Genomic DNA, 15,549 nt, shown 5'->3' on the forward strand with positions numbered 1-15,549 from the left:
ATGTTAGAGGGGCGGCGATTTTCTGACGCCCGCTGCGATCCCCGCAGCTTGGGCTCCTCAAACCGAAAGAGCTGCATCATGGCCATCCAACGCACCTTCTCCATCATCAAGCCCGACGCCACCAAGCGCAACCTGACCGGCGCGATCAACGCCAAGTTCGAAGCCGCTGGCCTGCGCATCGTCGCCCAGAAGCGCATCCACCTGACCAAAGCACAAGCCGGCGTTTTCTACGCCGTGCACGCCGAGCGCCCCTTCTACGACGAGCTGTGCGAATTCATGGCGTCTGAGCCGATCGTTGTGCAGGTTCTGGAAGGTGAAGACGCCATCGCGAAAAACCGCGAAGTGATGGGCGCCACCAACCCGGCCGAAGCTGCCGACGGCACCATCCGCAAGGAATTCGCCCTCTCCATCGGCGAAAACTCCGTGCACGGCTCCGACGCTCCGGAAACCGCTGCTGTGGAAATCGCCTACTTCTTCTCCGGCCTCGAGCTGGTCGGCTAATCAGCCACACCATCCCGCTTCGGCGGGATCCCCCGGGAACATCGCTCGTTTCCGCGGCCGGCGGGTCACTTCGGTGGCCCGCTGGTTTGATTTTGGGGGAGGGCCTAGCGCCCGTCTTCCCAGCGGCGGATCTGGCGCAGGCTCAGCCTGTCGGGGATCACGCCGTCTAGCCCGGCCACGAAGCCCGGATCTTGCTTCAGGCAGCCCAGCCCGCAAAGCTGGCGCGCCGTGCCTCTTGCGCCATCCACGAACCAGAGCCGCCCGCCGGGCGTGGCCACATAGCCGTTGATGCCCTCGGCGCGATCGCTTTCGATGTCGGTGGAAGAGGGGAACTCGTTGAAATGGCCCGGATCAAAGGCACCATGGGTGTGGTAGGAGGCAAAGACCTCGATCTGCGTGCTCCAGCGCATCAGGCAGCTGTCGGCCTGCCCGCGCCGGGGCTGCGTGGCGGCGAGCCGCCCCTCCGGCGTATAGCCGAAATAGCCGCAATATTCGCGGTTGCGCGCGAAAGAGCGCTCCTGCAGCGCGTTCAGGAAGGCCTTGGCGAAGCGCATTTCCTCGGCACTTTGGGCGAGAGCGCCAACCGGCAGCAGGAAGAGCAGCAAAAGGGCGGCGCGCAGGCCCGCCACGCCTAGCTTTCCACCCGCTGGCCGGGTTTCACCTTGCGCGCCACGGCACGCCATGCGGCCTTGGGGGCCTTGCGCAGGAACATCAGCCGCAGATCGCGGTATTCGATTTCACCGGCCAGCAGGCGCAGGTATTTGCCCTGCAGCGAGGTGCCGCGCGCGAAGGCCGAAAGGAAGACCTCCCGCATCGCCTTGGGAAACATCAGGCTGCGCCACAGGCGCGCTTCGCGCAGGGATTGGTGCATCGGTTTCAGCGCCTTCTGATAGCCCTGCAGGGCCGCATCCGGAGCCTGTTGCGCCAGCGCGGCGGCGGCGGCATCCGCCGCCAGAGCACCGCTCTCCATCGCCAGCGCGATTCCCTCGCCAGTGATCGGATCCACCAGCCCCGCCGCATCGCCACAAAGCAGCACCGCGCCGCGCCCCGGTTCTTTCTTGAAATCGCCGAAGGGCAGGAACTGGCCCTTGTAGGGCAGGGCGTCGGGCGCGAGGCCGCAGCGCTCCAGATAGGCGGCCATATGGGCCTTCATGTCTTCGTTGCGGCTCTTGATGCCGCCCACGCCGATGGTGGTGGAATGGTGCTTGGGGAAGGCCCAGCCATAGCCCCAGACGGCGGCGTCCAGATCCACCTCCACGTAATCGTGCAGCGCGGTGCCCGGCGCTTCGATCTCAAGGCCAAAGCCGATGGTTTCGGGATCAAACGGCCGCCCGAACAGGGCGCGGGCCACGGCGGAGTTCACCCCGTCCGCCCCGATCAGCACGCCGTATTCCAGAACGGTGCCATCTTTCAGCGTGATCGTTTTCGCGGCCTCGTCGATCTCGGTGAACCCCTGCCCAAGGAACGGCTCGGCCCCGGCGGCCAGCGCAAAGCCGTGCAGCCACTCATCGAAGTCCCAGCGCATCGTCAGATGCACGGGCGGGCCATCGTTCAGATCGGCCAGCACACGGCCCTTGGCGGAGAAGCGCATCTCGGTGGCCTTGAGGAACATCTGCCCCTCCACCTCCGCGCCGAAGATCGCCTTGATCGCCTTGCGGCTGCGCCCTGTCACCAGCCCGCCGCAAAGCTTCTTGCGGGGGAAGGTGGCCTTGTCGACAAGCGCTACGCTTAAGCCCAGCTTGCGCGCCTGCACGGCAGCGGCGCTGCCAGCGGGGCCGGAGCCCACCACGATCACGTCAAATGTCTTTTGCATCCAATTGCCTTCACCTGCGCGCCGGGCGCGCCTTTGCGTCGCGCTCAGAGCGCGCCTCTGCCATGCTTCAAATAGCCTTCGGCCCCCAAGGTGCAACACGCTTGGGGGCCGGTGTCAATTGCGCGAAGGGCTGCGGCTCAGACGATCAGAGGATCATCCGCCGGGGTCGTGACTGCGATGTCGTCGATCGCCAGTTCCCAGGTGTCGGTGCTATCCGTCGTAATCTGGAAGCTGTTGATGTCGTCAAACAGTGTCGGATCGGCGGCAAGGGCCGTGTCAAAGACCGTCGGCCCGGTGCTGTTGACGAGCACGTCCACGGAGCCGGCCTCGGCCAAGCGCTCCTGAAAGACGGTGCCAGGCGGGAAACCGAACTCGTCGCTGACGTCCACCAGTTGGTAAGTGAACACCGTGATCGTCGCGGTAACGCCGTCTGAGCTGACAGCGGTGAGGCTGAGGCTGTCCAGATCGAAGGCGGAGAACTGCCCGCCGATGGGCGCGTCCGGCTCACCGGAAACCGTCAGCGCGCCGTCCCGCAGCACCAGCAGGTTGTCCCCCGAGGTGGCCCCATTGGCAATTCCGGGCTCCGGCGTAAAGCTGCCCCGGCCCCCGTCTCCCGCCGGCTGGTCATTGTTGGAGAACACCGAGAGATCGCCTTCGAAGACGAACCCATCGTACAACGGGATCATGTCCACGTTATACTCGCCCGGCGTGCCGATGGCTTCGAAATCCAGCACCTGGCTGATGGTATCAGGGGGTGTTTCGTCCGGCGGGTCGGAGACGTTCAACACCACCTGCCCGGTGGCGGAACTGTTCGGCAGCCCGGTACCGTCATCCACCGTGAACACGAGCCGCGCCACGAGCGATTCCCCGTCCGACAGGTTGAAATCCGCCGGGTCTATGGTGGCAGTGCCGGTGCCGGCGTCGAAGGCCACGGGGGCGGTGAGGGGGGTGCCGTCCTCTGCTTCGCCGAGTACGAGTTCGACACTGGTGAAAGTGAGTGGATCGCCATCGGGATCGCTGACCAGCGCGCCGATGTCGATATTGAAGCTGCCGTCTTCCACATTCACATCCTGGCTGGTGGTGCCAGCCACGGGCGCGGCGTTGCCAATCGTGAAGGGGCCGTTCACGGTAAGCGATACGCTGCCGGAATCGGTGAACTCACCGTCGCTGACGGTGTAGTCGAAGATGGTGGCGAAACTCACCCCATCGCCAAGGCCCAGCAGCTGCGCCTGTGCCCATGGGATCACGATCGTGGTGCCCACGACAGAGAAATTGATCACCTGTTCACCAGCGCGCAGGGCAACGGTGAAGCTCAGGTCATCGCCTTCCGCATCTGTTGCAAGCGTGGCCAGGTCGATCACGATGTCCTGGGTGCTGGCATCCGCCGTGGCGGTGCCGTCAGTGGCCACGGGAGCGGTGTTGGGCGTGGGCGGTGCGGGGTCATCGCCGCTGACGACCGTCAGGTCGATCACGCCACTGTCTGTGGCATTCGGCTGGCCGCTGCCATCGTCCACCGTGTAGTTGATCGCCAGCGCGATCTCTTCGCCTTCGGCCAGATTGAACTGGGACGGATCGATGGTGACAACCCCGTTAAGCACGGTAAAGACAACATCCCCGTCTTCCCGACCCGTTGGCGGGATTGTGACCTCGGTGATCGTCAGCACGTCGCCGCCATCCGGATCAGACACAAGGGCGTTGAGGTCGATCACAATCGGGTCCAAATCGCCCTCGGTGATCTGCTGATCCGGTGCCGTGGGCCGCGAGTTGGGATTGGGCAGCGGTTCGTCGTCGGAACCATTGATCGTCAGGTCGAAGGTCCCGATCACCGTGGCGTTGGGCGCGCCGCTGCCGTCATCGGCCTGGATCGAGAAACGGGCCGTGAGCATCTCGCTGGCAGCCAACCCGAAGTCGCGGGGATCCACCGTGAGGATCCCGTTCACGATGCTGACGGGAAAAGCAATGCCTCGATTGTCGGCCAGGTTGGTGACAGCCACGACACTGTGGGTCAGCACGGGGCTTTCCACATCGCTGAACAGCGGGTTCAGATCGAATTGGACAGGCCCGTCCGCTTCATTGATCGTCTGGCTGAGAGAGTCGATCAGGAGTTCCTTGTCCTCGTCGTCCCCTACGCTCACTTGAATTGGCGCGTCGTTCACGGGGGCCACGTTGATCGTAACCGTCGCCGTATCTGTGCCGCCATTTCCGTCGCTCACTTCATAGGTGAAGCTGTCGGAGCCAAAGAAGTTCTCGGCCGGCAAATAGCTGAAGCTTCCGTCTGGGTTGAACGTCAGCGTGCCGTTGCTGGTGGTGCTTTGCAGCGCGTATGTGAGCGTGTCACCATCCGCATCCGTGGCCACGACATTGCCCGCGATCACTGAATCTTCATCGCCTGAGACGCTGCTGTCGGTGGCCTCCGGATCGTCGTTCACGGCGTTCACGGTGATTGACACGGTTGCGGTATCCGTGCCGCCGTTACCGTCGCTCACGAGATAAGTGAAACTGTCCGAGCCGTTAAAATCCGACGCCGGCATGTAGGTGAAACTGCCATCGCTTTCGACCCGGACACTGCCGTTGGCAGGGCCGCTATCGAGGGCGAAGAACAGCGTGTCGCCGTCCACGTCGCTGGCAGAAAGTGTGCCGCGAATCTGGCTGTCCTCGTCGCCACTCGCAAGGCCGTCCTGCGCCACCGGATCGTCGTTGACGGGATCCACGGTGATGTAAACGGTTGCTATGTCGGTGCCGCCGTTTCCGTCGCTCACCAAATAGGTGAAACTGTCGGACCCATTGAAATTCTCGTTCGGTTCGTAGTCAAAACTCCCACCGGGATGCACGGTGACCGTGCCGTTGGATGGCCCGGTGTCCAAAGCAAAGGTTAGTGGATCACCATTTGGGTCGCTTGCGGAAAGGCTTCCGCTGATCACGGTGTCCTCGTCACCGGTTACGGATGCGTCTTCGCCAACGGGCGGATCGTTCACACCATTGATGGTGATGTCGAAGGTCACCTGGGTTTGCAAACCGTGCTCGTCTTCAACGGTGACCGTCACGGTTTCAACTTCAAATTCACCAACCCCAAGCGCATCATAGGCGCCATTGGGGTCGAACGAATAGCTGAAGCTGATGCCGGTGCCCAGGAGAGGCACGAGCGGCGCCGGGGCGGCGGCTTCAGTGAGCAACCCGCCCCCCGTCAAGGTGATGTCAATCAGAGTGAGACCGTCGGCGTCGAAATCATACGCCTCGAAGGTGACCGCAATCACCGTGTTTTCGTCGGTAACGAGATCATCCGCAACGACAAGGGGAGCATTGTTCCCACCAGTGACGTCAAGGGTGTAATCGGAGAATTCGAGGGCTTCAAATTTAAAGAGAGTATCCTGGCCTTCGTCACCATCCGCGATGTTGGTGTCGAACACCGATATGAAAGCCTTGCTGGGATGGCCCAGCCCGAGAATGGTGAAATCCAGAATGGAGCCAGAAAAAATGGCGGTGTCAAAACCCGACTGACCAAGCAATTTGTCGTTGCCAAACCCACCTTTAACGCGGTCGTCCCCACGACCCGCGATCACGTGATCGTCGCCGCCTCCAGCATCAATCTCGTCATCACCGCCCAGCCCAAGGATCAGGTTCGCAGAGTCATTTCCAAGAAGAATGTCGTCCCGGTTCGTGCCTGCAATCAGAAAGTCGAGAAAGGTGTGCGGATTTTGTTGCTCCGATAAATCCAGTTTGGCTTGAAACTTCGCGATAGCGCGCTCGATTCCGCTGCCCTTGAACTGAGCAACACCCCCCTTGCCCAATTTGGCCATAACCATCCTCCCCAAAAGTAACGCATTTGCACAATAGGGCGTAGGATAACACGCCTCTGAGGAGATTTGGCAATTTTCTTCAAATCTTAGGGAGTCTCAGAAGGTTACCAAACACCAAACGCAATACAGGAGCCCTGTGCGTGTGTAATGAGTGATTATCGATCGGATTGCGCGTGCTTGATTGACAATGGGGGTGCTGCGGAAAAGCGAAGTGTGCAGTCTTCAAAACCGGGGAGGGGTGGTGGGCGACCCTGGAATCGAACCAGGCATGGGTCTCCCCGGCGGAGTTACAGTCCGCTGCCGCACCTTGCAGCCCGTCGCCCACAGCGGCGTTTCCCGCCGTTGTGGGGGGCTGATTACAGGCCATGCCGGGGGGCGTCAACAGGAAAATCCCTTGCACATCCGCTTGGCCCGTGCGCATTGTCCCGGACGCTGGAAAACAAGGGTATCGCGCGATGAAAAAGCCGAAATGGGTGGTTGAAAAAGAGAAATCCAAACGCGCTGCCGCTGCGGAAACCGTCTGGCTGTTCGGCCTCCATGCGGTGCGTGACGCGCTGCAGAATCCGCAGCGCGAAAAGCTGCGCCTGATGGTGACGAAAAATGCCCATGACAAGCTCGCCGAGGACATCGCCGCCAGCGGCATGGAGCCCGAGATCGTGGATCCGCGCAAGTTTTCCGCCCCCCTCGATCCGCAATCGGTACACCAGGGGGCCGCGCTTGAGGTGAAGCCGCTGCACTGGGGCGCGCTGCATGAAGTCTGCACCCCGCCCGATGGGCCGATGCCCTGTGTCGTGCTGCTGGACCGCGTATCGGACCCGCACAACGTGGGCGCGATCCTGCGCTCGGCGGAAGTGTTCGGCGCCTGCGCCGTGATCGCCACCGCCCGCCATTCCGCACCCGAAACCGGCGCGCTGGCCAAAACTGCCTCCGGCGCGCTGGAGCGTCAGCCCTACCTGCGGGTGCGCAACCTGTCGGACGCCATGGGTGAGCTGAAGTCGCTCGGCTACCTGATGCTGGGGCTCGATGGCGAGGCCACGCAGACGGTGGGCGAAGCCTTGGAGGGCCAGCGCAACCGCCCGATCGCACTGGTGATGGGCTCGGAGGGCCCCGGCCTGCGCGAAAAGACAAAGGACACCTGCGACAAACTCGTGAAAATCCCCGCAATCGGCGATTTCGGCTCGCTCAACGTCTCCAATGCGGCGGCTGTGGCCCTATATGCAGTCAGAGCCTGACCACCGGAGGAGACATGCCGCACCCCACGAAGATCGCCACCTGCTGCTACTGCGGCACCCGCGCAGCGCTGGTGCTGACGGGGCAGGAGCGCCACGAGCTGGCCTGTTCGGGCTGTGGGGCACCGCTGCACAATCTCAAGGTGATGCCGGTGGCGAAACCTTCGGCCGATCTGCATCACCAACGCCCGCTGCATGCGCAGCCGAGCTATCATAAGTCCAAGAAACCCAAGAAAAAGAACAAGAAAAAGAAGAGCCCGGCGCGCAAGCTCTTCTCAGAAGCCTTCGATCTGCTGGACGATATTTTCGACTGAAATCCGCGCGCGCGCTTCGCGCTTTTCCGCTCACCACCGTTCACGCTTTCGTGGCAGGGGTTTCGCACTGCCTGCCAGGGAGTCATCTGTGAGCAAGCAACGCATCTCATTCCGGAGGACCCCATGATCACCCGTCGCACCGCCCTTGGCTTTCTCGTCGCCGTTCCCGTCGCCGGCACGCTGGCCCGCCCCGCACTGGCCGCAAAGCCCGAAATCTACGCCGAAGGCGGCGTGGCCATAAACGGCTATGATCCGGTGGCCTATTTCAACGAAAGCCAGCCCGTGAAAGGCGCGGCTGCCCACGCGGTGAGCTACAAGGGCGCGACCTGGCATTTCGCCTCCGACCGCAACAAGGCCGCTTTCGAGGCCGACCCGGAGGCCTTCGCCCCGAAATACGGCGGTTACTGCGCCTATGCTGTCTCCAAAGGCGGCACGGCAACGACATCGCCCGACGCCTGGACGATCCACGAAGGCCGGCTCTACCTGAACTACAACACCACCGTGCGCGGTATCTGGAGCGAAGACATTCCGGGCAACGTGGCCAAGGCCGACGCCAACTGGCCGAAAGTTCTGGAGGCCTGATGCCTGTCAAGAAAGTTTTCTGATCACAAAGGCTTTATCGGATCTTTAAACTTTCTCTGTGATACTTATCTCACATACCAGAGCCCAGGTTCGGAACACCTGCTGCTCTCTTCACTGTCCCTCGTTCCGCACTGCGCCCGCGTTTGATACGTCGGGCGCTTTTTTTTGGCGGTTCTTGGGCAGATGCCAGCGGGGGCGGGCTTGGCGGGGCAGGGGAATCGGTCCATCAAAGGCGCATGGTAAGCGATGATCAGATCCGGCAGGCGCTGCTGCAAAGCGAGGTGATCGCCTGCGTGGGGGCCTCCGCCAACCCGGCGCGGCCCAGCCACTACGTGTCGCAATTCCTGACAACCAAGGGCAAGCGGGTGATCGGCGTCAATCCGGGGCTCGCCGGGCAAGAGCTGTTCGGCGCGCCCGTCTACGGCAGGCTCTCCGATATTCCGGCGGAGGAAGCGGTCACGATGATCGACATCTTCCGGCGGCCGGAGCAGATCCTGCCCATCGTGGAGGAGGCCATCGCCGCCTTGCCCGCGCTGAAAGTTGTTTGGATGCAGCTGGGGATCGAGAATGCAGAAGCCGCAGCGCTTGCGCAGGGCAAAGGGCTCACCGTTGTGCAGAACCGCTGCCCCAAGATCGAATGGCCGCGGCTGATCGGCTGATCAGCCCTTGCGCGCGGCTTTCTCGGCGATGCCCGAGGTGCCTTCGCGCCGCTCAAGCTCGGCCAGCACATCGGCCAGCGCCACATCGCGGGATTCCAGCATGACGAGCAGGTGAAACAGCACATCAGCCGCTTCCGCCGTGAGCTCCGCCTTGTCGTCCTTCACGGCGGCGATGATGGCCTCAACCGCTTCCTCGCCGAACTTCTCGGCGCATTTTTCGGGGCCCTTGGCAAAGAGCTTTGCCGTCCAGGAAGAGGACGGGTCCGCGCCTTTGCGGGCCTTGATGGTGGCGGCAAGCCGCTCCAGCGTGGTCATGACAGCCTCATCGGAATGCCCTCGGCGGCCATATGTTCCTTGGCCTCCCGGATGGTGTAATCGCCGAAATGGAAGATAGAAGCCGCCAGCACGGCGCTCGCGCCGCCCTCGGTGACCCCTTCCACAAGGTGATCCAGCGTGCCGACACCGCCCGAGGCGATCACCGGCACTGAAACCGCGTCCGAAATCGCGCGGGTCAGCGGCAGGTTGAAGCCCGCGCGGGTGCCGTCGCGATCCATGCTGGTGAGCAGGATCTCGCCCGCCCCCTTGGCCACTACGAGCTTGGCAAACTCCACCGCGTCGATGCCGGTGCCCTTGCGCCCGCCGTGGGTGAAGATCTCCCATTTGCCGGGGGAAACGGTCTTGGCGTCGATGGCGACAACGATGCACTGGCTGCCAAACCGGTTCGCCGCATCGGCCACCACATCGGGGTTGGCCACGGCGGCGGAGTTGAAACTCACCTTGTCCGCGCCCGACAGCAGCAGCTTGCGCACATCCTCGCTGGTGCGCACTCCGCCGCCGATGGTGAGCGGCATGAAGCAATGCTCCGCCGTGCGTCGCGCCAGATCATACATCGTGCCGCGGTTCTCATGGGTGGCGTGGATGTCGAGAAAACACAGCTCGTCCGCCCCGGCGGCGTCATAGGCCTTGGCGCTTTCGACAGGGTCGCCCGCGTCGATCAGGTCTACGAAATTCACGCCTTTCACGACACGGCCATCGGCCACGTCCAGGCAGGGAATGATGCGGGTTTTCAGCATGATGTCACCTCTGCCGCCCTCTTAGCCTGAAACGAAGCCTGCGCCAATGGGGGCTCTGCCCCCGTCGCCTTCGGCGCCTCCCCCGAGATATTTACAGAACAAAGTGGGGCCCCATCTTCTGACCGGAAATATCCCGGGGTGCGGGGCAGAGCCCCGCTTAAAACCTGAGTGCGGGGCGCAAGCCACGCTTTAATCTTTCAGAATGGTGAGAGCCTCGGCGAGGTCGATGGCGCCGTCGTAAAGCGCGCGGCCGGAGATGGCGCCGTTCAGCGGTGCGCCGCAGGCTTTCAGGGCGCGCAGATCGTCCAGCGAAGAGACGCCGCCCGAAGCGATCACGGGGATGGAGACGGCGCGCGCGAGATCGGCGGTGGCCTCCACGTTTGGCCCCTGCATGGCACCGTCGCGGTTGATGTCAGTGTAGATGATCGCGGCGACGCCGGCATCTTCGAAGCTTTTCGCCAGATCGGTGACCATCACATCGGTTTCCTCGGCCCAGCCCTTGGTGGCCACGCGGCCATTGCGGGCATCGATCCCAACGGCGACCTTGCCGGGGAAGGCGCGCGCGGCTTCGCGCACCAGATCGGGGTTTTCCACCGCAACCGTGCCGAGGATCACGCGCGCGAGGCCCTTGTCGAGCCAGCGTTCGATGGTGGCCATATCGCGGATGCCGCCGCCAAGCTGGGCGGGCACTTTGGTGCGCTTCAGGATCTCTTCCACGGGGGCGGCATTGACCGGCTCGCCCGCGAAAGCGCCGTTCAGATCCACGAGGTGCAGCCATTCGCAGCCTGCGTCCACGAAGGCCATCGCCTGGGCGGCCGGGTCTTCGTTGAACACGGTGCTTTGGTCCATATCGCCCTTGTAGAGGCGCACGGCGTTGCCGTCTTTCAGGTCGATGGCGGGGTAGAGGATCATGGGGCGCTCGCGTCTCTTGAATGGCACTGCCTGCCCTTTGGCACGTAACGTCGGCAAATGCAAAGCGACCCGACGTCAGGCTTGATCCAAACGTGGCAGGTGCGACAGATTTTCACCCAGCGTGTGAGGAGGAACAACCGCTATGAAGAAGATTGCACTGAGCGCCGCCCTTGTTTTCGGGCTGGCCGGTACCGCCTTCGCCGACGATGTGGCCGGCGTCTGGAAAACTGAAGTCGACGATGGCGCCTATGCCCATGTCACCATGGCCCCCTGCGGCGCGAATATCTGCGGCGTGATCAGCCGCACGTTCAATGCCAGCGGCGAATACAAGTCCGACACCATCGGCAAGCAGCTGGTGTGGGACATGCAGCCCGAGGGCGGTGGCAAGTACCGCAACGGCAAGATCTGGCAGCCGTCCACCGACAAGACCTACAAGTCCAAGATGGATCTCTCCGGCAACACGCTGAAAGTGGCGGGTTGCGTGGGGCCTATCTGCAAGAAACAGACCTGGACGCGTGTGAAGTAAACGCCTGTTCAGAAATGACATGACAGGCCGGCCTGATCCTCAGGCCGGCCTTCTTCGTGTCCGCGCTCAGACCGCGCCGGTGTATTCGCCGCGGGCCGGGTAGTCGTTGTTGATGGCAAAATCCAGCGCGCCGACCAATTCGGAGAAATGCGGGCGCACGAAGGGCATTGTCTGCACCGAGCCGTAGTAGAGCGTCTGCTCCGGCGTCACCATGAAGAGGCCCGGCTCGGAGAAGAGGGCGGGCTCTTCGATGCCGATCGAGGTCTTGCCGCGCGAGGTGGAGATGTAGAGGCCCCAGTCCTTGGCGACCTGCAGCGGCAGATCATAGGCGATGCGCAGATCCTTGGCGTCGATCTTTTCCGCCATGGCGCGGGCGCGCTCTTCGCCATCCGAGGAGACGGCGATGGTTTTCACGCCGCGCGCGGCGAAATCGGCGGTGAGCCGTTCCAGCTCTTTCAGATAGGTGGCGCAGAGCGGGCAGTGCAGGCCGCGATAAAAGCAGATAACGGTGCCGCGCTCGGCCCCGTCTGTCGTGAGATCAAACGCGCCGTGATCAAGCGTGGGGAGCGAAAGGCCGGGGGTTTTCTGGCGGGGAAGCAGCATCTTGTGTCCTTGCGGTGGGTTGCGATTGCGCCCTGTATCGCCGATGATTGCGTCAGATTGTTCCGAATAAACTGACGGGGATTCCGATATGGCCGGGTATGACAGGCTTTCCGCCCTGATGCAGTATTTCCAGATGGAGGTGGCTCCTTGCGCGCCACAGGAGGCGGATTTGCTGATTTTTGGTGCGCCGGGGGCGGCCTGCGAGGTGGTGTTTGCCTCAGGTGGCACGGCGGCCAGCGGCTCGCCCTGCGCCGTGGAGGAGGCGATGTTTGCGGCGCGCGTTGGCTGGGGCGGGGCGGTGAATCCGCTCTTGCAGGCGTTGCCCGCGCAGGTCCGCTACCGGCTCAAGGAGGATGCGGAAGCGCAGGCGCTGGTGAGCGTTTTGATGGCGGAGAACCGCGCGCAGCGGTGCGGGGCGGACTCTGTGCTGAGCCGGCTGTGCGAGATCTTGCTGGTGCGGTTGTTGCGCCACCAGATCGCCGAAGGCTCCACCGCGCCGGGGTTGCTGGCGGGGCTGTCGGACCCGCGCCTGAGCCGGGCCATCGTGGCGATGCATGATCAGCCCGCGCGCCAGTGGCGCACGGAGGATCTGGCGCGGGAGGCGGGGCTTTCCCTCAGCCGGTTCTCCGAGCTCTTCGCCGCCCGCGTTGGGGAAACCCCGATGGCCTATCTGCGGCGCTGGCGGCTGACCATCGCGCAGCGCGATCTGGCGCGCGGGGATCGGGTGGAAGCGGTGGCGCGGCGCTACGGCTATGGCTCGCCCGAGGGCTTCACCCGCGCCTACAAGCGTGCGCATGGCGCGCCACCGATGGCGGCGCGGCTGGCCGAACGGGCCGCGTAGGGCTTACGGGGCCCAGCTCAGGAAATTGGCGATTAGGCGCAGGCCGGTGTGCTGGCTTTTTTCCGGGTGGAACTGCATGCCGACCATATTGTCGCGCCCGACGATGGCGGTGATGTCGCCGCTGTAATCCACATGGGCCAGCCGGTGGGCCGGATCCGCCACCTGGAAGTGGTAGGAGTGGACGAAATAGGCGTGGTCGCCGGAGCTGATGCCCTCAAGCACCGGGTGGGGCGTGTCGATCACGAGGTTGTTCCAGCCCATATGCGGCACTTTCAGTGCCGTATCTTGCGGGGCGATCTTCAGCACTTCACCGTCGATCCAGCCAAAGCCGCGGGTGTCTTCATACTCGCGGCCCATGGTGGCGAGCATCTGCATGCCGATGCAGATGCCAAGGAAAGGGCGGCCCTGCCGGATCACGGCTTCCTCGGTGGCCTCGAACAGGCCGGTGTGATCGAAGAGCTCCTGTTTGCAGGCTGGGAAAGCGCCGTCGCCTGGCAGGACCACGCGGTCGGCGCGCAGCACGTCTTCCGGCTGGGAGGTGACGATCACCTCGCCTGCATCCGCCTCGCGCGCCATGCGCTGGAAGGCTTTCTCGGCGGAATGGAGATTGCCGGAATCGTAATCGATGATCGCGGTGAGCATGGGCAGGGGCCTTGTCAGAGAGCCTTGTCAGAAAGCAGGAAAGCAGCGGGCATGTGGCCCGCCGCCAAAGCGCCGTTAGAGCGCGCCCTTGGTGGAGGGGATCGCATCCGACGTGCGCGGATCGGTTTCCAGCGCGATCCGCAGCGCGCGGGCGACGGATTTGAACGCCGCTTCCGCGATGTGGTGGCTGTTGAACCCGTGCAGGCGATCGATGTGCAGGGTGATCCCGCCGTGGGTGGAGAGCGCCTGGAAGAACTCGCGCACCAGTTCGCAATCGAAGCTGCCGATTTTCTGCGTGGGCAGATCGAGGTTGCAGATCAGGTAGGGGCGGCCCGAGAGATCGAGCGCGCAGCGCACCTGCGCGTCATCCATCGCGAGGTGGCAATCGCCGTAGCGGCGGATGCCGCGTTTGTCGCCCACGGCTTTCGCCAGCGCCTGACCGAGCGCGATGCCGGTGTCTTCGACGGTGTGGTGATCGTCGATGTGCAGATCGCCTTCAGCGCGGATCTTCATGTCGATCAGCGCGTGGCGGGCCAGTTGATCGAGCATGTGATCGAAGAAGCCGACGCCCGTCTGGTTGTCATAGATCCCGGTGCCGTCGAGATTGATCTCGACGGTGATGTCGGTTTCCGCGGTTTTGCGGGTGATGAGAGCGGTCCGCATGGGGCCTCCGGCTTCCGTAAATCTTTGGCTGCTCTATAGCGGGCTGCGCTGCGGGGGCAAAGGGGGGTAGGGTGATTTGCGCTGAGACTGGTGCGCGCCCGCCATGCGGGTGGCGCGGCTGGCCGGGGCGGGATGCCTCCGGCGGGGATATTTTTCGGAACAAAGTGGGGGCGCGGTTTGCGCTTTTGCTCTGATGGGAGAGTGTGGTGGTTGTCTGGAGCGGGCGATGAGATTCGAACTCACGACCCTTACCTTGGCAAGGTAATGCTCTACCCCTGAGCTACGCCCGCGCGCCAGATATGTGATCCAATGGAGCGGGCGATGAGATTCGAACTCACGACCCTTACCTTGGCAAGGTAATGCTCTACCCCTGAGCTACGCCCGCTTACCGGATCCGGTTCACAATGGAGCGGGCGATGAGATTCGAACTCACGACCCTTACCTTGGCAAGGTAATGCTCTACCCCTGAGCTACGCCCGCGCCCCTTGTGTGGAGCGTGAGATAATAGGAAGCTTGCAGGGCTGCAAGCGGAAACTGGACGCAACGGGGAAAATTTTGGACGCAAAAAGGCAGCAAAGGCCGGGGCGTTTTCTGCAGGGCCGCAGGGGCTTTGTTCTGGGCGGGCTGGGGGCGATTTGCGCCGCTGCGCTGGGCGCGCGGGGCAGCGCCCATCCGGGCCATGAGAATGATCTGATCGATGTGCAGGTGATCTTTGCTCAAGTCCGGGAGCGGGATCTGGATCTGCGGCTGCGGCTGGTCGCCAAGGACGGCGCGCGGCTTGGGGTGGTGGATGCCTTTCTTCTGGGCGCGATCGTGGGCCGGGAGGGCTTGCCGGTGCGGCTTTCAGGCAGCGCGGCGCGGGTGGTGGATTTTCCGATCCGCTTTCCCGGCCCGGTGCCTGCGCAATTTCAGCTGGATCTGGTGATCGCGCCTTTGGGCGTGTTGCAGCCTGTCTATGTGACGGTGGGGGCCGCGCCCGCCGGTTAGAAGATCGCGAAGGCCACGGCGAAGAGCGCTGCAAGGCCGATCATCAGCAGCGTGAGCACCATGCCGATCTGGCGCAGGATCATGATTTGCGGGGTCTGGCTCATGCCGATGGCATGGGCGAGGCGGCCCAGAAGCAGCATCAGCCCGAGCAGGTTCAGCAGCCAGGGCGCGGCGGCACCGGCTTCCAGAAGCAGCAGAAGGACGATGCCGATGGGCGCGTATTCGGCGCAGTTGCTCTGCACGCGCATGCGTTTGAGCAGCGCCTTGTCGCCCTTGTCGCCCAGCGAAATCAGGTGGCTGCGGCGGTAGAAGATCACCCGGGCGCAGAGCGCAAGGTAGAGCAGGGCCAGAAGGCCGGCGTAGAAAGAGGTGATTGTCGGCATCATCTGTTCCCTGTTGGCGCTTGC

The 15,549-nt window shown here is 63.4% G+C and carries 18 protein-coding genes and 4 tRNA genes; 8 read left to right on the plus strand and 14 right to left on the minus strand.

Annotated features, from left to right (window positions below; translation table 11 throughout):
• The first annotated feature begins 78 nt into the window (after positions 1-78).
• On the plus strand, positions 79-501 hold the full coding sequence (gene ndk / locus KVX96_RS07110) for a nucleoside-diphosphate kinase (protein ID WP_261193643.1): 423 nt from the start codon (positions 79-81) through the stop codon (positions 499-501).
• A 104-nt stretch (positions 502-605) separates the two neighbouring features.
• Here the strand turns inward: ndk and KVX96_RS07115 are convergent, their stop codons facing one another.
• The 4 genes from KVX96_RS07115 to KVX96_RS07135 all read right to left on the minus strand — a co-directional run bounded on the left by KVX96_RS07115 (position 606) and on the right by KVX96_RS07135 (position 6,434).
• The gene (locus KVX96_RS07115; RefSeq protein ID WP_261193644.1) at positions 606-1,130 is read right to left on the minus strand and encodes a DUF4329 domain-containing protein; all 525 of its coding nucleotides are present in this window, start codon (positions 1,128-1,130) and stop codon (positions 606-608) included.
• Between the two features lie 2 nt (positions 1,131-1,132).
• Entirely contained in the window at positions 1,133-2,314 is a 1,182-nt protein-coding gene (locus KVX96_RS07120) for a geranylgeranyl reductase family protein (protein WP_261193645.1), read from the minus strand.
• Between the two features lie 137 nt (positions 2,315-2,451).
• On the minus strand, positions 2,452-6,117 hold the full coding sequence (locus KVX96_RS07125; RefSeq protein ID WP_409977086.1) for an Ig-like domain-containing protein: 3,666 nt from the start codon (positions 6,115-6,117) through the stop codon (positions 2,452-2,454).
• A 233-nt stretch (positions 6,118-6,350) separates the two neighbouring features.
• Positions 6,351-6,434, minus strand: a tRNA-Tyr gene (locus tag KVX96_RS07135).
• A gap of 132 nt (positions 6,435-6,566) precedes the next feature.
• Here KVX96_RS07135 and rlmB point away from each other — a divergent pair.
• The 4 genes from rlmB to KVX96_RS07155 all read left to right on the plus strand — a co-directional run bounded on the left by rlmB (position 6,567) and on the right by KVX96_RS07155 (position 8,895).
• Positions 6,567-7,343, plus strand: a complete 777-nt coding sequence (gene rlmB / locus KVX96_RS07140; protein ID WP_261193647.1) for a 23S rRNA (guanosine(2251)-2'-O)-methyltransferase RlmB — start codon at positions 6,567-6,569, stop codon at positions 7,341-7,343.
• Positions 7,344-7,357: 14 nt separating this feature from the next.
• Positions 7,358-7,654 (plus strand): hypothetical protein, encoded by a 297-nt coding sequence (locus KVX96_RS07145; protein WP_261193648.1) that lies wholly within the window; start codon positions 7,358-7,360, stop codon positions 7,652-7,654.
• A 123-nt stretch (positions 7,655-7,777) separates the two neighbouring features.
• Positions 7,778-8,236 (plus strand): YHS domain-containing (seleno)protein, encoded by a 459-nt coding sequence (locus KVX96_RS07150; RefSeq protein WP_261193649.1) that lies wholly within the window; start codon positions 7,778-7,780, stop codon positions 8,234-8,236.
• A 236-nt stretch (positions 8,237-8,472) separates the two neighbouring features.
• A complete protein-coding gene (locus KVX96_RS07155; RefSeq protein ID WP_261193650.1) occupies positions 8,473-8,895 on the plus strand; it encodes a CoA-binding protein in 423 nt (140 codons plus the stop codon).
• Here the strand turns inward: KVX96_RS07155 and KVX96_RS07160 are convergent, their stop codons facing one another.
• The 3 genes from KVX96_RS07160 to hisA form a co-directional block, all read right to left on the minus strand.
• Positions 8,896-9,210, minus strand: a complete 315-nt coding sequence (locus KVX96_RS07160) for a phosphoribosyl-ATP diphosphatase (RefSeq protein ID WP_261193651.1) — start codon at positions 9,208-9,210, stop codon at positions 8,896-8,898.
• Positions 9,207-9,968 carry an imidazole glycerol phosphate synthase subunit HisF gene (hisF, locus tag KVX96_RS07165; protein ID WP_261193653.1) on the minus strand — a complete coding sequence of 254 codons (762 nt, stop codon included), beginning with the start codon at positions 9,966-9,968 and terminating at the stop codon, positions 9,207-9,209. The genes KVX96_RS07160 and hisF overlap by 4 nt, the downstream gene beginning before the upstream one ends.
• Positions 9,969-10,157: 189 nt before the next feature.
• Positions 10,158-10,880, minus strand: coding sequence for a 1-(5-phosphoribosyl)-5-[(5-phosphoribosylamino)methylideneamino]imidazole-4-carboxamide isomerase (hisA, locus tag KVX96_RS07170; protein ID WP_261193654.1), 723 nt, complete (start codon positions 10,878-10,880; stop codon positions 10,158-10,160).
• A 142-nt stretch (positions 10,881-11,022) separates the two neighbouring features.
• Here hisA and KVX96_RS07175 point away from each other — a divergent pair, with 142 nt between their 5' ends.
• Entirely contained in the window at positions 11,023-11,406 is a 384-nt protein-coding gene (locus KVX96_RS07175) for a DUF2147 domain-containing protein (RefSeq protein WP_261193655.1), read from the plus strand.
• Between the two features lie 66 nt (positions 11,407-11,472).
• Here the strand turns inward: KVX96_RS07175 and KVX96_RS07180 are convergent, their stop codons facing one another.
• Positions 11,473-12,009, minus strand: coding sequence for a peroxiredoxin-like family protein (locus KVX96_RS07180; RefSeq protein WP_261193656.1), 537 nt, complete (start codon positions 12,007-12,009; stop codon positions 11,473-11,475).
• A gap of 88 nt (positions 12,010-12,097) precedes the next feature.
• Between KVX96_RS07180 and KVX96_RS07185 the strand changes: the two genes are divergently transcribed.
• Complete coding sequence (locus tag KVX96_RS07185; protein ID WP_261193657.1) at positions 12,098-12,850, plus strand: AraC family transcriptional regulator; 753 nt, start codon at positions 12,098-12,100, stop codon at positions 12,848-12,850.
• Positions 12,851-12,853: 3 nt separating this feature from the next.
• On the opposite strand, the gene hisH is transcribed toward KVX96_RS07185, so the two are convergent.
• The 5 genes from hisH to KVX96_RS07210 all read right to left on the minus strand — a co-directional run bounded on the left by hisH (position 12,854) and on the right by KVX96_RS07210 (position 14,635).
• Positions 12,854-13,492, minus strand: a complete 639-nt coding sequence (hisH, locus tag KVX96_RS07190; protein ID WP_261193658.1) for an imidazole glycerol phosphate synthase subunit HisH — start codon at positions 13,490-13,492, stop codon at positions 12,854-12,856.
• A 75-nt stretch (positions 13,493-13,567) separates the two neighbouring features.
• Complete coding sequence (gene hisB / locus KVX96_RS07195) at positions 13,568-14,155, minus strand: imidazoleglycerol-phosphate dehydratase HisB (RefSeq protein WP_261193659.1); 588 nt, start codon at positions 14,153-14,155, stop codon at positions 13,568-13,570.
• A 215-nt stretch (positions 14,156-14,370) separates the two neighbouring features.
• Positions 14,371-14,445 (minus strand) — tRNA-Gly (locus tag KVX96_RS07200).
• Between the two features lie 20 nt (positions 14,446-14,465).
• Positions 14,466-14,540 (minus strand) — tRNA-Gly (locus KVX96_RS07205).
• Positions 14,541-14,560: 20 nt separating this feature from the next.
• Positions 14,561-14,635 (minus strand) — tRNA-Gly (locus KVX96_RS07210).
• Positions 14,636-14,710: 75 nt separating this feature from the next.
• Here KVX96_RS07210 and KVX96_RS07215 point away from each other — a divergent pair.
• Positions 14,711-15,142 carry a hypothetical protein gene (locus tag KVX96_RS07215; RefSeq protein ID WP_261193660.1) on the plus strand — a complete coding sequence of 144 codons (432 nt, stop codon included), beginning with the start codon at positions 14,711-14,713 and terminating at the stop codon, positions 15,140-15,142.
• Here KVX96_RS07215 and KVX96_RS07220 read toward each other — a convergent pair.
• The gene (locus KVX96_RS07220) at positions 15,139-15,528 is read right to left on the minus strand and encodes an MAPEG family protein (RefSeq protein ID WP_261193662.1); all 390 of its coding nucleotides are present in this window, start codon (positions 15,526-15,528) and stop codon (positions 15,139-15,141) included. The two genes, KVX96_RS07215 and KVX96_RS07220, sit on opposite strands and share 4 nt — an antisense overlap.
• Positions 15,529-15,549: the final 21 nt, after the last annotated feature.

It is taken from the genome of Pseudoruegeria sp. SHC-113, from assembly GCF_025376885.1.
Lineage (GTDB): Bacteria > Pseudomonadota > Alphaproteobacteria > Rhodobacterales > Rhodobacteraceae > Pseudoruegeria.

Coding starts and splice junctions, on each gene's coding strand:
- rlmB (WP_261193647.1), top strand. CDS start 6,567: ATGAAAAAGCCGAAATGGGTGGTTGAAAAAGAGAAATCCAAACGCGCT.
- hisB (WP_261193659.1), bottom strand. CDS start 14,155: ATGCGGACCGCTCTCATCACCCGCAAAACCGCGGAAACCGACATCACC.
- ndk (WP_261193643.1), top strand. CDS start 79: ATGGCCATCCAACGCACCTTCTCCATCATCAAGCCCGACGCCACCAAG.
- KVX96_RS07155 (WP_261193650.1), top strand. CDS start 8,473: ATGGTAAGCGATGATCAGATCCGGCAGGCGCTGCTGCAAAGCGAGGTG.
- KVX96_RS07125 (WP_409977086.1), bottom strand. CDS start 6,117: ATGGTTATGGCCAAATTGGGCAAGGGGGGTGTTGCTCAGTTCAAGGGC.
- hisF (WP_261193653.1), bottom strand. CDS start 9,968: ATGCTGAAAACCCGCATCATTCCCTGCCTGGACGTGGCCGATGGCCGT.
- hisA (WP_261193654.1), bottom strand. CDS start 10,880: ATGATCCTCTACCCCGCCATCGACCTGAAAGACGGCAACGCCGTGCGC.
- KVX96_RS07120 (WP_261193645.1), bottom strand. CDS start 2,314: ATGCAAAAGACATTTGACGTGATCGTGGTGGGCTCCGGCCCCGCTGGC.
- KVX96_RS07180 (WP_261193656.1), bottom strand. CDS start 12,009: ATGCTGCTTCCCCGCCAGAAAACCCCCGGCCTTTCGCTCCCCACGCTT.
- KVX96_RS07220 (WP_261193662.1), bottom strand. CDS start 15,528: ATGATGCCGACAATCACCTCTTTCTACGCCGGCCTTCTGGCCCTGCTC.
- KVX96_RS07175 (WP_261193655.1), top strand. CDS start 11,023: ATGAAGAAGATTGCACTGAGCGCCGCCCTTGTTTTCGGGCTGGCCGGT.
- hisH (WP_261193658.1), bottom strand. CDS start 13,492: ATGCTCACCGCGATCATCGATTACGATTCCGGCAATCTCCATTCCGCC.
- KVX96_RS07160 (WP_261193651.1), bottom strand. CDS start 9,210: ATGACCACGCTGGAGCGGCTTGCCGCCACCATCAAGGCCCGCAAAGGC.
- KVX96_RS07185 (WP_261193657.1), top strand. CDS start 12,098: ATGGCCGGGTATGACAGGCTTTCCGCCCTGATGCAGTATTTCCAGATG.
- KVX96_RS07150 (WP_261193649.1), top strand. CDS start 7,778: ATGATCACCCGTCGCACCGCCCTTGGCTTTCTCGTCGCCGTTCCCGTC.
- KVX96_RS07145 (WP_261193648.1), top strand. CDS start 7,358: ATGCCGCACCCCACGAAGATCGCCACCTGCTGCTACTGCGGCACCCGC.